This is a genomic window from Streptomyces nigrescens, from assembly GCF_027626975.1.
GTDB lineage: Bacteria > Actinomycetota > Actinomycetes > Streptomycetales > Streptomycetaceae > Streptomyces > Streptomyces nigrescens.
In genome coordinates, this window is sequence record NZ_CP114203.1 from 4414453 (window position 1) to 4427246 (window position 12794).

The 12794-nt window shown below is 72.7% G+C and carries 12 protein-coding genes and 1 pseudogene; 3 read left to right on the forward strand and 10 right to left on the reverse strand.

What is annotated here, in order from left to right; all coding sequences use genetic code 11:
- Nucleotides 1-76: 76 nt before the first annotated feature.
- Together STRNI_RS19620 and bldG are read right to left on the reverse strand one after the other, a co-directional pair.
- Nucleotides 77-514 (reverse strand): ATP-binding protein, encoded by a 438-nt coding sequence (locus STRNI_RS19620; RefSeq protein WP_018089984.1) that lies wholly within the window; start codon nt 512-514, stop codon nt 77-79.
- Between the two features lie 110 nt (nt 515-624).
- Nucleotides 625-966: an anti-sigma factor antagonist BldG gene (gene bldG, locus STRNI_RS19625; protein WP_018089983.1), complete on the reverse strand. Its 342-nt coding sequence runs from the start codon at nt 964-966 to the stop codon at nt 625-627.
- Nucleotides 967-1128: 162 nt separating this feature from the next.
- Between bldG and STRNI_RS19630 the strand changes: the two genes are divergently transcribed.
- Nucleotides 1129-3492: a DEAD/DEAH box helicase gene (locus tag STRNI_RS19630; protein ID WP_229838079.1), complete on the forward strand. Its 2364-nt coding sequence runs from the start codon at nt 1129-1131 to the stop codon at nt 3490-3492.
- 144 nt (nt 3493-3636) lie between these two features.
- On the opposite strand, the pseudogene STRNI_RS41380 reads toward STRNI_RS19630, so the two are convergent.
- From STRNI_RS41380 to ssd, 7 genes and pseudogenes are all read right to left on the reverse strand, one after another.
- Nucleotides 3637-3828, reverse strand: a pseudogene (locus STRNI_RS41380) (Rv3654c family TadE-like protein); the annotation flags it as partial.
- A 55-nt stretch (nt 3829-3883) separates the two neighbouring features.
- Nucleotides 3884-4279, reverse strand: a complete 396-nt coding sequence (locus STRNI_RS19640; RefSeq protein ID WP_148589215.1) for a TadE family type IV pilus minor pilin — start codon at nt 4277-4279, stop codon at nt 3884-3886.
- Complete coding sequence (locus tag STRNI_RS19645; RefSeq protein ID WP_274737383.1) at nt 4266-4472, reverse strand: DUF4244 domain-containing protein; 207 nt, start codon at nt 4470-4472, stop codon at nt 4266-4268. Before STRNI_RS19645 ends, STRNI_RS19640 begins: the two co-directional genes overlap by 14 nt.
- A gap of 291 nt (nt 4473-4763) precedes the next feature.
- A complete protein-coding gene (locus tag STRNI_RS19650; RefSeq protein ID WP_277411700.1) occupies nt 4764-5612 on the reverse strand; it encodes a type II secretion system F family protein in 849 nt (282 codons plus the stop codon).
- A 13-nt stretch (nt 5613-5625) separates the two neighbouring features.
- Entirely contained in the window at nt 5626-6531 is a 906-nt protein-coding gene (locus STRNI_RS19655; RefSeq protein ID WP_277413289.1) for a type II secretion system F family protein, read from the reverse strand.
- Between the two features lie 11 nt (nt 6532-6542).
- Nucleotides 6543-7709 carry a TadA family conjugal transfer-associated ATPase gene (locus tag STRNI_RS19660; RefSeq protein WP_159487060.1) on the reverse strand — a complete coding sequence of 389 codons (1167 nt, stop codon included), beginning with the start codon at nt 7707-7709 and terminating at the stop codon, nt 6543-6545.
- Nucleotides 7706-8953, reverse strand: coding sequence for a septum site-determining protein Ssd (ssd, locus tag STRNI_RS19665; protein WP_159487062.1), 1248 nt, complete (start codon nt 8951-8953; stop codon nt 7706-7708). The genes STRNI_RS19660 and ssd overlap by 4 nt, the downstream gene beginning before the upstream one ends.
- Before the next feature lie 469 nt (nt 8954-9422).
- On the opposite strand from ssd, the gene STRNI_RS19670 reads away from it, so the two are divergent.
- Nucleotides 9423-10316, forward strand: a complete 894-nt coding sequence (locus tag STRNI_RS19670) for an HAD family hydrolase (RefSeq protein WP_266440722.1) — start codon at nt 9423-9425, stop codon at nt 10314-10316.
- A gap of 369 nt (nt 10317-10685) precedes the next feature.
- Here STRNI_RS19670 and STRNI_RS19675 read toward each other — a convergent pair whose 3' ends face one another.
- Nucleotides 10686-11570 (reverse strand): Fic family protein, encoded by an 885-nt coding sequence (locus STRNI_RS19675; protein WP_093642313.1) that lies wholly within the window; start codon nt 11568-11570, stop codon nt 10686-10688.
- Between the two features lie 101 nt (nt 11571-11671).
- Here STRNI_RS19675 and STRNI_RS19680 point away from each other — a divergent pair, with 101 nt between their 5' ends.
- Complete coding sequence (locus STRNI_RS19680; protein WP_277411701.1) at nt 11672-12658, forward strand: ATP-binding protein; 987 nt, start codon at nt 11672-11674, stop codon at nt 12656-12658.
- The last annotated feature ends 136 nt before the right edge of the window (nt 12659-12794 follow it).

Sequence of the window (12794 nt, forward strand, 5' to 3'; positions counted from 1 at the left end):
GGGACGTGACGGCTCGTGCCGCGTCACCTACGGACAGCGCGGCTCGGAGGCGTCCCGCTGACGGGCCACCGGAGCGCTACGGCAGGACCGCAGCCGTCGTGGTGGGCCAGGTCATGCGGATCAGTCCGCCGTCCTTGCCGGCGGTCACCTCGACATCGTCGACCAGCCCGCTGATCACGGCGAGGCCCATCTCGTCCTCGCCTTCGGCATCGCTCTCCGCGACGCCCTCGGCCTCGTCGGCGCCGCGCGCCGAACCGGAGTCGCCGGTCACCCCGTCGCCCACCTCGATCGAGAACTTCTTCTCGTCCTCGATCAGCAGCACCCGCACCGGAGCCGCGATCTCATGGCTCTCGTGCAGGCCCACGGCACGGCTGCACGCCTCACCGACGGCGAGCCGCACCTCGTCCAGCACGGCCTCGTCCACCCCCGCGCGCCGTGCCACGGCAGCCGCGACCAGACGCGCGGTGCGGACATGCTCGGGAAGGGCGCTGAAGCGAAGTTCGACGGTGGCCATGCCATCCCCCTCGTTATGCGGGCGTGCGACGCAGGGGGCCGGACCTCCGTCCGGTACCCCCCACTTCTTCCTCCCCCCGCGCCTGGTGGCGCGGGGGACCGGCAAAACCGTCAGTCAGTCGCCGAGACGGCTTCCTCGACCGAGGTGTGAATCGGAAACACCTTGGTCAGTCCGGTGATACGGAAGATCTTGAGAATGCGCTCCTGGTTGCAGACCAGGCGCAGCGAGCCCTCATGGGCACGCACCCGCTTGAGCCCGCCGACCAGCACGCCGAGCCCAGTGGAGTCCAGGAAGTCGACACGTTCCATGTCCACCACGAGGTGGTAGCTTCCGTCGTTCACAAGCTCGACCAGCTGCTCCCGCAGCTTGGGCGCGGTGTATACATCAATCTCGCCACCGACCTCGACGACCGTACGGTCGCCAACGGTCCGGGTCGACAGGGACAGGTCCACGGATCCTCCAGCACCTTGCTATCGAGCGGTCGCCCCCCTGGGGCCTCCCCACCGAAGGTAGGGGCGGATCTGGCAGCCGCGATGGCATTCAATCACTTACCAGTAGGCGTGCACGACGCCCTTTAAGCATTGTCCGTCACTCCGGTGACACACTCGGTGCCGATGGCCTCCAATCCAGTCCCGCCGGATGCGGGCGCGCGCCCGTCCCCAGGCATGATTCTCGAACGTCTCGCCAGGGGCGCGACCCGCGCTGCGCGCATCACTCATACGGAGCACTTGCCCCCGCGCATCGGCAGCCATGCCGACTGGCCGGAACAGATCCGGCCGGAAGTGATCGATGCCATCCGCTCGGCCGGAATCGATCGTCCCTGGGCCCACCAGGCACGGACGTCCGAACACGCACTGCGCGGCGAATCGGTCGTCGTGGCCACCGGCACCGCCTCGGGGAAGTCCCTGGCCTATCTCGCGCCGGTCCTCTCCACGCTCCTGGACGGCTCCGAGGCCCCGAACGGGAGAGGGGCCACGGCCCTGTATCTGGCCCCCACGAAGGCGCTGGCGGCCGATCAGCGGCGCGCCGTACGTGAGCTGGCCGCCCCGCTGGGCCCGGCCGTCCGGCCCGCGGTTTACGACGGCGACACCCCCGTCGAGGAGCGCGAGTGGGTCCGCCAGTACGGCAATTACGTCCTGACCAACCCCGACATGCTGCATCGCGGCATCCTGCCGTCGCACCCCCGCTGGTCCTCCTTCCTGCGGGCGCTGCGCTATGTCGTCATCGATGAATGCCACAGCTACCGCGGCGTCTTCGGCTCCCATGTCGCGCAGGTCGTCCGCCGGCTGCGCCGTATCTGCGCCCGCTACGGCTCCGAGCCGGTCTTTCTGCTCGCCTCCGCCACGGCCGCGGAGCCGGGACAGGCCGCGACCCGGCTCACCGGCCTGCCCGTGGTGGAAATCACCGAGGACACCTCGCCGCGCGGCGAGTTGGTCTTCGCGCTGTGGGAGCCGCCGCTGACCGAACTCCACGGTGAGCAGGGCGCCCCGGTCCGCCGGACCGCCACCGCGGAGAGCGCGGATCTGCTCACCGACCTCGCCGTCCAGGGCGTACGCACCGTCGCCTTCGTCCGCTCCCGGCGGGGCGCCGAACTGATCGCCCTGATCGCGCAGGAGCGGCTCGCGGAGGTGGACCGCTCGCTGCCCGGACGGGTCGCCGCCTACCGGGGCGGCTATCTGCCCGAGGAACGCCGCGCCCTGGAACGTGCCCTGCACAGCGGTGAGCTGCTCGGCCTGGCCGCCACCACCGCGCTCGAACTCGGCGTGGACGTGTCCGGGCTGGATGCCGTGGTCATCGCCGGTTATCCGGGGACCCGGGCGTCCCTGTGGCAGCAGGCGGGGCGGGCGGGCCGCTCCGGGCAGGGCGCGCTCGCCGTGCTCGTGGCCCGCGACGACCCGCTGGACACCTATCTCGTGCACCACCCCGAGGCGCTCTTCGACCAGCCCGTCGAGTCCACCGTCCTCGACCCCGACAACCCCTACGTGCTCGCCCCGCACCTGTGCGCGGCCGCCGCCGAACTCCCGCTCACGGCATCGGATTTCCCGCTCTTCGGGCCCGCGGCCGGCGGTCTGATGCCGCAGCTGGAGGCCGCGAGCCTGCTGCGCCGGCGCGCCAAGGCCTGGCACTGGACGCGCCGCGAGCGCGCCGCCGACCTCACCGACATCCGCGGGCAGGGCGGCTCGCCGGTACAGATCGTGGAGGCCGGTACCGGGCGGCTGCTGGGCACCGTGGATGCCGCCGCTGCGCACACCGCCGTCCACGACGGCGCGGTCCACCTCCACCAGGGCCGTACCTACGTCGTGCAGCAACTCGACCTCGCCGACGATGTGGCGCTCGTCGAGGAGGCCAGCCCGCCCTACTCCACGACCGCCCGCGACACCACCGCGATCTCCATCCTCGACACCGACACCGAGATCCCCTGGGGCGATGCCCGGCTGTGCTTCGGGTCCGTCGAGGTCACCAATCAGGTCGTCTCCTTCCTGCGCCGCAAGCTGATCACCGGCGAGGTCCTGGGCGAAACCAAGCTCGATCTGCCGCCCCGTACGCTGCGCACCCGCGCGGTGTGGTGGACGGTCACCGAGGACCAACTCGACGCCGCCCGCGTCAATCCCGAGCAGCTGGGCGGCGCCCTGCACGCCGCGGAACACGCCTCCATCGGCATGCTGCCGCTCTTCGCCACCTGCGACCGCTGGGACATCGGCGGCGTCTCCGTGCCCCTCCACCCGGACACCCTCCTGCCGACCGTCTTCGTCTACGACGGCCACCCGGGCGGCGCCGGATTCGCCGAGCGTGCCTTCCACACGGCCGCCGACTGGCTCACCGCCACCCGCAGCGCCATCGCGTCCTGCGAATGCGAGGCCGGCTGCCCTTCCTGCATCCAGTCGCCCAAGTGCGGCAACGGCAACGACCCGCTCCACAAGCGGGGAGCCATCCGGTTGCTGGGCGAGCTCCTGCGCGGCGCGCCGCAGGGGACGTAGCGGGGGTGCCGCCGAGGGCCGGGCGCGGACCGCGGCGGCCGGGGCCGGCCCGGCTCGGGCCCGCGCCGGGTCACCGCGCCCCGGCGGCCCGGCGCGCGCCCGTACCCGGGAGGTGAACGGGCTGCTGCCCGCCTCGGCCGAGACATCCGCGACCTGCCCGGTCACCGCGCAGCGCACCAGACGGGTGTGCTGCGCGGTCGCCACCCGGCGGGCCGCCGCGCAGGCCACGGCCGGGCCCCGCAGGGCGTGATCCGCGGCGGCCAGCGCCGCCAGGTCCGCGGCGCCACCCGCCCGGTGCCGCGCCGTGACGGCCTGGCCCACACCGACCAGGGCCACGAAGACCGCGCAGAGCGCCGCCGCGGCGAAGACCGTCCAGACCGTCGCCGAGCCCTCATCGCCGCACCGTTTCCTCCGCAAGAGCCACCGCCTCCCCCGTGACCTGCACCGTCAGCCGCCCCACACCGGGCAGCTCGGCCGCGACCCGTACGCGCACCAGATCGCCCTCCCGTGCCAGCGCGATCCGCGCGTCCCGTGGAGCCGCGCCCCGGGCCGCCGAGATCACCGCCGAACGCGGCTCCGACCTCGCCGCGGCACGCGCCCCGGCCCGCGCCGCATCCACACACTCGATACGGGCGCAGACCGCCATCAGCCCCCAGACGAGCGCCGCCACCACCGCCACCAGGACGGGTATGACCACGGCCGTCTCCGCCGTCACGAACCCGGCGTCGCGCGTGCGCGGGGTGCCCCGAGCCCGCAGGCCCGGGGCACCGCGGTCAGAACTGGACATTGATCGCCCGCTCGAGCGTCGACCGCAGCAGCGCCTGCACCGGTCCGCTCGTCACGACCTTGTAGAGCACCGCGGCCAAGGCACACGCCGCGAGCGTCCCGACGGCGTACTCCGCCGTGGTCATCCCCCGGTCATCGGCCCCGATCGCGCGCAGCCCCGCCCACCACCGTCGCAACCTTCCGCCCCGAAACATGCGAACCCCCTTTGAACGGCCCTGAGAAGGACCACTGATCCACGCCTTCTGATGAATGATTTGCTGAATGACCTTGGTGAATGACCTTGGTGAATGGCTTTGGTGAATGGCTTCTGACCTGCCGGTTGGTCTATGGCCTCCGGCCTGGTCGGCCTCGCCCACCAGGCCTGCCAGGCCCGCCTAGCCGGTGAGCCGTTCCGTTCCATCGGTCCGGTCCTTCCGTCGGCCCGGCCCGGTCCGCCGCCCTCGCGGCGAGCTCCGAAACTCCCGCGAACGCGCTGCGCCCGCCGCTCAGTTACGTCCCAGCAAGCCGCTTGCCAGGCCGATCAGCACGGGCGCCACCCCGAGCGTCAGGAACGCCGGCAGAAAGCACGCCGACAGCGGCAGGGTGACCAGCACCCCGGCCCGTCGGGCCTGCGCGGTCGCCGCCCGGGCCTGCTCCGCCCGGAGTTCGGCGGCGATCCGGGACACCGACTCGACGGCCGGTACCCCGGATATCCCGGCGCGCTCCATGGAGCGCGCCAGTCCTTCGGCGCCGGGGAGAGCGGCCAACCGTGGCCATACGACGGCTGGTTCACCGCCCAGGCGCAGTTCCGCCGCCACCTGGCGCAGCCGCTCGGCGACCGGCCCGTCGAGCGACCGGCCCACCGCCTCGGCCGATTCCCGCGGTCCGGCCCCGGCCGCGAGGCAGGCCGCCAGCAGATCGCCGACCGGGGCCAACTCCGCCCGTACCTCCGCGGCCGCCGAACGGACCGCCTCCGCGCCCCGTTGGCGGGCCAGATAACGATGCGCGGCGTAGCCCACGGCGAGTCCCGCGAGGACGCCCGCCATGCCACCGACGAGGATGACCACGAGGCCGGCCGCCCCCAGGGGCCCGGCCCATTCCCACGGTCGTCCGTTCCGCGGCGCGCCGTCCTTCTCCGGCGTTGTGCGCCGGCGCCACCGGGCACGGGCGAACGATCCGGTCCCGGTCCCGGCCCCGTCCTTCCCGCGCCGGACCTGTCCGGCGCCCCACACTGCCGAGATCCGCTTCCGGGCGGCGCTTCCGCGGTGTGCCTCCCGCACCAGCGCCACGGCACACAGCACCGCCGTCATGGCGACGATCGCCATCCCCACCCTGTGGACAACTTCCGTGCCCATACCGATCCCCTCCCTACGCGCCTTCCGCGGCCGCGACGATCCGGGCCGTCCAGGCCACCCCGCCCCACTCCAGAAGCCCGCCGACCACCAGGCAGCCCCACCCGGCCGGGGTGTGCAGCAGCACCCGCAGTGGGTCGGCACCCAGGGCGCTGCCCATCAGGAGCCCGGCCGCGGGCAGCAGTGCGAGCATCAGCGCGGTGGCCCGGGGGCCTGCCAACTGGGCGCGCAGTTCGTCGCGTTGATCGCGCTGTGTCCTGAGCCCGGCCGCGATCCGCTCCAGCCCTGAAGCCAGCCCCGCGCCGCCCTCCACGGCCACCTGCCAGCACGCGGCCATGCCGGTCAGTCCCGCGGCCCCCGGCTGCCGCGCCGCCACCCGGAGCGCCCGGGGCACATCTCCTCCGTACCGCGCGGCCGCCAGCACCGCCGAGCCCTCCGCTCCGAGGCCCGGCGCCCCCACGGCGAGCAGGGCCTGGGCGGGCTGCCGCCCGGCCCGCAGCTCCCCCGCCACCGCCGCGCACAGCCCGATCACCGCGGCAGCCCGCCGGTCGCGCACCCGCCCCGCGCCACGGGTGACCAGCCACCGGCGGACGAGGTAGACGGCACCCATGGAAGCGATCACCGGGACCACGGATCCGCCCAGCACCCCCAGCACCAGCCCCGCCGGCAGACACCAGACCTCCCGCCCGACGTCCCACCGGCGGCCGACGCTCCAACGCCGCCCCGCTTCGCCCTCGACCAGCCGCCCCGCGCACCACTTCCGCACCTCCTCGCCCCGCAGGCAGGCCCGCCATCCCCCTGGCGGGACCGCTTCTCCGCGGCCCCCGAACAGCGCCCGGGCCCGCCGCCGTACGTCCTCCGGCCGGCCACCGCCCGACCGGAGGGCGGCGCCCGCGCAGAGCAGCGCGATCACCAGCGCCATCGCGGCCACACTCACCGGGAGGCACCCCCGCCCCGCTCACACAGCTGCCGCAACCGCCCCCAGCCGCGCTCCTCTTGGAAGCCGTCCGGGCCCCAGACGGCAGCCGGCACGGTGACCACGAAGCCGTCGCGGTCCCGCTCCAGGACATGGACTTCGGCGATCCGGCGCCGCCCGGCCCGGTCGCGTACGAGATGCAGGACGACCGAGAGCGCGGCCGCCAGCTGGCTGTGCAGCGCGGCGCGGTCCAGGCCCGCGGTCGAACCCAGGGCTTCCAGCCGCGCGGGGACATCGCATGCGGCGTTGGCATGGACCGTGCCACAGCCGCCTTCATGGCCCGTATTCAGGGCCGCCAGCAAATCCGTGACCTCCGCACCGCGCACCTCGCCGACCACCAGCCGGTCCGGGCGCATCCGCAGCGCCTGGCGTACGAGGTCCCGCAGCGTCACCCGGCCGACGCCCTCCTGGTTGGCGGGCCGGGTCTCCAGCCGCACCACATGGGGATGGTCCGGCCGCAGCTCCGCGGAGTCCTCGGCAAGGACGATCCGCTCGGCCGGGCCGACCAGGCCGAGCAGGGTGCTGAGCAGAGTCGTCTTGCCGGAGCCCGTACCGCCACTGATCAGGAACGACAGCCGGGCCGCCAGCAGCGCCCGGAGCAGCCGGTCGCCACCCGGCGGAACCGTGCCGGCCGCCACCAGCTCCGCGAGGCCGAAGGCCCGCGGCCGCAGCACCCGTAGGGACAGACAGGTCCCGGCGACGGCCACCGGGGGCAGCACGGCATGCAGCCGGGTCCCGTCCGGAAGGCGGGCGTCCACCCAAGGCCGGGCATCGTCCAGCCGCCGGCCGGCCACCGCCGCCAGCCGCTGGGCGAGCCTGCGCACCTCCGACGCGTCCCGGAAGCGGACGTCCGTACGCTCCAGCCCGCCACCGCGGTCCACCCACACCTCGTCCGGCGCGGTGACCAGGACATCCGTGACGTCGGGTGCGGCCAGCAGCGGCTCCAGCGGCCCGCTGCCCACCATCTCGGACCGCAACGCGGCCACCACGCCCAGCACTTCGGCGTCCCCCAGCAGCCGCCCCTGCTCGCGCAGTGCCACGGCCACCCGGGCGGGTGTCGGCTCCGCGCCGGCCTCGGCGAGCCGCCGGCGCACCACCTCCAGCAAGTCCTGTCCCTGGCTCATGCCCGGCCCCCGCCCCGGCCGGCCGCACGGGACGTCACCGGGAGGGCCGCAGGACCCGTTGCACCGGCTCCGGGGCCCGAGCCCCACCCGGGACCACCGCCCGGCTCCGGCGCCGCGGCAGCCGGCGGTCCGCCGCCGTCGCCCCCGCTCTCCGTCAGCCGCTCCCAGAACGCCGTACAGAATCTCGCCAGCGGTCCGCGCGCCTGCGCCCCCGGTGGCGCCCCTCGCGACAGATCGGCCAACAGGTCGGCCTCCCACGGCACTTCACCGGCCAGGGGCAGCTCCATGAGGCGGGCGATCTCGTCCGGCGGCAGGCCGTGCCCATGGCGGCCGGGAGCCCCGCGCGCCACCACACGCAGATCGCCGAGCACCTTCCGTACCCCGGCGGCCACCCGTTGCGCCGCCGCGACCGCGCGCAGCTCCGTAGGGACGAGCAGCAGGCCCATGTCCACCTGGGCGAGGGCCTCCGCCACCGCGGCGTCGACCCTGCGCGGCAGGTCCACCACCACGACCCCGCCACGCCGGCGTGCCGCGGCCATGACCGCGCGCATGGCCGCGGGCGGGATGCTGACATCGGAGCCCCGGTCCCAGCTGAGGACCCGGAGCGAGTGCAGCCGCGGCAGTGACTCGGCCAGTGCGCCGCAGGCCACCCGGCCCCGTGATTCGGCGAAGGCGGGCCAGCGCAGCCCCTTTTCCTTCTCGCCGCCCAGCAGGACGTCCAGCCCGCCGCCCAGCGGGTCTCCGTCGACGAGCAGCGTGCGCCGTCCCGTGCGGGCCGCGGTGACGGCCAGCGCGCCGGCCAGGGTGCTCGCTCCGGCGCCGCCGCAGCCGCCGATCACGCCGACCGTCAGGGCCGGCGGTCCGACGCCCTCGACCGCATCGGCGATCCGGTCCGCCAGCCAGCGTTCGCCGTCGGGGAGAGCCAGCACCCGCTCGGCCCCCAGGGCGACGGCCAGCCGCAGGACGGCCGGATCGTCCGCGTCCCGCCCCGTGAGGATGACGCCCGCCCGGCGTCCGGCGCCGCGCAACCGGGGCGCACAGTCGGCGCCGATGATCACCAGGGGCGGCGCTTCCCAGTCCCCTTTACGGGCGGGCAGGCCGTGCGCCACTTCGGGCAGCGCCCCGGCCGCCGCGCACAGCCGCAAAAGATCGTCGAGAAGCTTTTCGTCCTCGGTGATGATCAGCGGCCCGCACCGCTCCTCGCCGGTGTGGACCAGCCGTTCCGATGGCGTGATTCCGGCCACGTTCCGTCCCCCTATCGCTACGCAACTCGCACTCCGCGAACTCGCGGACTTTTACGTTGCAGCGATCGGGAAAATCTTGTGGATCTTGACCCGAAATTGTGGACAACTCCGCGACTGTGAATATCCCTGTCACCTATTCCAGCGACGGGCGGCTACTTCTGGGGCCCAAGGGGGCCTTCCTCAGAGCAGCGCTTCAACTACGGTGAGTAATGGCACGGGAGCGTCGGGACAGCGGGCGCCGCGCGGGCAAGGAGAAGTGTGGATCAGCGTCCGGTGCCGGAAAATGCATCCGGACATGCGACGACCCCCGCCGGGGGGGAGAGCGGGGGTCGTCCCCACGGCCGACTCGGGGGGGGAGGAGCCGGACCGGGTTAGCACGGTCGCGAACGATCCGTGACTTCCATGGTGTACCCGAGAGCCTTCTCAGGCAAACCCACGCGCCACACCTTACGCCGAATGGTGGGCGCCTATGCTCACCCCCGTGGAAAACCACTCCGTGCCTCACTCGACTCCCCGTACTGCCGCGTTCTTCGACTTGGACAAGACCGTCATTGCTAAGTCGAGCACGCTGACCTTCAGCAAGTCGTTCTACCAAGGCGGCCTGATCAATCGGCGGGCCGTACTGCGCACTGCGTACGCCCAGTTCGTGTTCCTGGCGGGCGGCGCCGACCACGATCAGATGGAGCGGATGCGGGAATATCTCTCCTCACTGTGCCGCGGCTGGGACGTGGCCCAGGTGCGGGAGATCGTTGCCGAGACGCTGCACGATCTGATCGACCCCATCATTTATGACGAGGCGGCCTCACTCATCGAGGAGCACCATGCCGCGGGACGGGACGTCGTGATCGTCTCCACCTCGGGTGCCGAGGTCGTCGAACCGATCGGTGAACTCCTGGGCGCGGACCGGGTGGTGGCCACCCGCATGGTCGTCGGCGAGGACGGCCGCTTCACCGGAGAGGTGGAGTACTACGCCTACGGCCCGACCAAGGCGGAGGCCGTCCAGGAGCTTGCCGTGTCCGAGGGCTACGACCTCGACCGCTGCTACGCCTACAGCGATTCGGCCACCGATGTCCCGATGCTCGCGGCGGTCGGCCACCCCTTCGCCGTCAACCCGGACCGGGCGCTGCGCCGCGAGGCGGTCGCGCGGGGTTGGCCGGTTCTCTCCTTCAATCGGCCGGTCCCGCTCAAGCAGCGGCTGCCGGCACTGTCGATGCCCTCGCGGCCGGTGCTCGCCGTCATGGCCGCGGCGGGCGCGGCCATGGCCACCGCGACGCTCGTCTGGTACGCGAGCCGGAGGAAAACCACAAAGCCTCGCCTCCTTATTGGCCGGAGCGACCGCACCGCCCGCAATGCCCGCGTTTGAAGTCAAACGTAAAGATCTGGGGCACGGGGTTCCGCTTCCCCCGCCCGAGTAGTACAAAGGACTTAACGGCCCGCGAGACCAAGGACATCCGAGAGGAACACCTTTAACGCAGGAAGTGGCCCACGGACCGATGCATGAATGCCGGGCACCCACGCGACGTCGACCCGTCGATTGCGGGCCAGCCGCACCAGGTAACCGGACGAAGATTCCGACCTGATGGGCAAATATTCGAGCACGCATGGTAACCCGGCGGACATGCCAGCGGCGGTACCACAGATTGGTACCGCCGCATCTCTTGTTCAGGGCCGAATGAAGCAATCCTTCCGGAATTCTTCGAGCGCCACCCAAAGGGTTTCGCCCGGTCGCCCCTTATGCCGCGCCACGCTGCAGCGCCTCACAGACGGCGGTGCTCTCCCGTACACCGAGCTCCACCGCGCGTCCGCAGTGCGCGATCCACGCCGCGACGCCCTCCGGGGTGCCCGAGACATAGCCCTCCAGGGCCGCGACATACGCCGCGCGCCCCAGTTCGGCGTGCCCGACCTCGGCGGGACAGATCGACTTCGGGTCCAGTCCGCTGCCGACCAGCACGATCCGCTCCGCGGCCCGCGCGACCAGCCCGTTACAGGTGGCGAACGGCCGCAGGGCGAGCAGCTCGCCGTGCACCACCGCCGCGGTCACCAGCGCCGGCGCCTCGCTGCCCGCGAGGAGCAGCCGCGCCAGCCCGTCCAGCCGCCCGGCGACCTCGTCGGCACCCGGCAGCGGCAGCTCGATGAGCGGTTCGTCGACCGGCTCGGCACCCAGCCGGGGCCGCCCCACCGTGTCGTCTGCCGCACGGCCGGGCTCATCGGCACTTCGGCCCGCGCCTGACGCGGCCACCAGGTGGAGCCGTGCCAGCACCCGCAGCGGCGACTGCCGCCACACACTGAGCAGCTGCCCGGCCTCGGCGGTCAGCCGCAGGGCCGCGCCGACCGTACGCGGTTCGCCCTCGACGCCGAAGTCGGTGCGGCGCCGGACCTCTTCGAGCGCCCAGTCGGCCCCCGAAAGTGCCGCGGAACCGCGCGCTCCGCGCAGCGCCGCCTCGGACGTCACCTCATTGCTGCGGCGTCGCATGACCCGGTGCCCGTAGACCCGGTCGACGCCCTTGCGCACGGAGTCCACGGAGTCGGCGACTCCCGGGAGCGAGGCCAGGGTCACGAGCGGGTCGGCGCTCGCTTGCGGGGGTTCGGGGGGCGTCCCCCGGGAGATTCCAGCCATGGGTACGACCCTACGCACCACCAGGCCGGACCCCTCGAAGGAGTGGTCTTCCTCACCCAGCTCTGTCACCTGGAGCGAGATCAAGATTACCCTTGGTGAACATGAAGATCGCTTTCGTAGGCAAGGGCGGCAGTGGCAAAACCACCCTGTCCTCCCTGTTCATCCGGCATCTCGCCGCTTCCCGCGTCCCCGTGATCGCCGTGGATGCCGACATCAACCAGCATCTGGGCGCCGCCCTCGGCCTCGACGAGGCGGAGGCCGCCGCGCTTCCCGCGATGGGTGCCCATCTGCCGCTGATCAAGGACTACTTGCGCGGCAGCAATCCCCGGATCCCGTCCTCCGAATCAATGATCAAGACCACCCCTCCTGGCGAGGGCTCGCGACTGCTGCGGGTAGGCGAGGACAACCCCGTCTACGACGCCTGCGTCCGGACGGTGGACCTCGACGGAGCCGCCGTGCGGCTGATGGCGACCGGGCCGTTCACCGAGGCCGATCTCGGTGTGGCCTGTTACCACTCCAAGGTCGGTGCCGTGGAGCTGTGCCTGAACCACCTCGTGGACGGCCGTGAGGAGTATGTCGTCGTCGATATGACGGCCGGTTCCGACTCCTTCGCCTCCGGGATGTTCACCCGCTTCGACATGACCTTCCTGGTGGCCGAGCCGACCCGTAAGGGCGTCGCCGTCTACCGCCAGTACAAGGAGTACGCACGGGACTTCGGCGTCCCCTTGAAGGTCGTGGGCAACAAGGTGCAGGGCCCGGAGGACCTGGCGTTCCTTCGTGACGCGGCCGGCGACGATCTGCTGGTGACCGTCGGCCACTCCGACTGGGTGCGTGCCATGGAGAAGGGCCGCCCGGCCCGCTTCGCCCACCTGGAGGAGGCCAACCGGCACGCCCTGGAAACGCTGCATCACACGGCCGACGCCGCCTACGGGCGCCGCGACTGGGAGCGCTACACCCGGCAGATGGTCCACTTCCACCTGAAGAACGCGGAGAGCTGGGGCAATGCGAAGACCGGGGTCGACCTCGCCGCTCAGGTCGATCCTTCCTTCGTGCTCTCCGAGGGTGCGGCCACACCACAGCCCGCCTGACCTGCCGGACGGCGCGGGCGGGCCCGGAGGGCATGGGGGAGGTACGCCGCCCAGCCGCCCTTCGGCGCCCGCCCATTCGCTTTTCGGTGTCCGCCCCGCCGGCAGCGCCCGCGAGTAAGCCGGGCCGCAGCCCGTT

Bases quoted from the DNA above. Each gene is read 5' to 3' on its own strand.
- STRNI_RS19655 (WP_277413289.1), bottom strand. From the start codon at position 6,531: ATGGCGCTGGTGATCGCGCTGCTCTGCGCGGGCGCCGCCCTCCGGTCG.
- STRNI_RS19650 (WP_277411700.1), bottom strand. From the start codon at position 5,612: ATGGGCACGGAAGTTGTCCACAGGGTGGGGATGGCGATCGTCGCCATG.
- STRNI_RS19640 (WP_148589215.1), bottom strand. From the start codon at position 4,279: ATGTCCAGTTCTGACCGCGGTGCCCCGGGCCTGCGGGCTCGGGGCACC.
- STRNI_RS19670 (WP_266440722.1), top strand. From the start codon at position 9,423: ATGCTCACCCCCGTGGAAAACCACTCCGTGCCTCACTCGACTCCCCGT.
- STRNI_RS19620 (WP_018089984.1), bottom strand. From the start codon at position 514: ATGGCCACCGTCGAACTTCGCTTCAGCGCCCTTCCCGAGCATGTCCGC.
- STRNI_RS19645 (WP_274737383.1), bottom strand. From the start codon at position 4,472: ATGTTTCGGGGCGGAAGGTTGCGACGGTGGTGGGCGGGGCTGCGCGCG.
- STRNI_RS19675 (WP_093642313.1), bottom strand. From the start codon at position 11,570: ATGGCTGGAATCTCCCGGGGGACGCCCCCCGAACCCCCGCAAGCGAGC.
- STRNI_RS19680 (WP_277411701.1), top strand. From the start codon at position 11,672: ATGAAGATCGCTTTCGTAGGCAAGGGCGGCAGTGGCAAAACCACCCTG.
- STRNI_RS19660 (WP_159487060.1), bottom strand. From the start codon at position 7,709: ATGAGCCAGGGACAGGACTTGCTGGAGGTGGTGCGCCGGCGGCTCGCC.
- STRNI_RS19630 (WP_229838079.1), top strand. From the start codon at position 1,129: ATGGCCTCCAATCCAGTCCCGCCGGATGCGGGCGCGCGCCCGTCCCCA.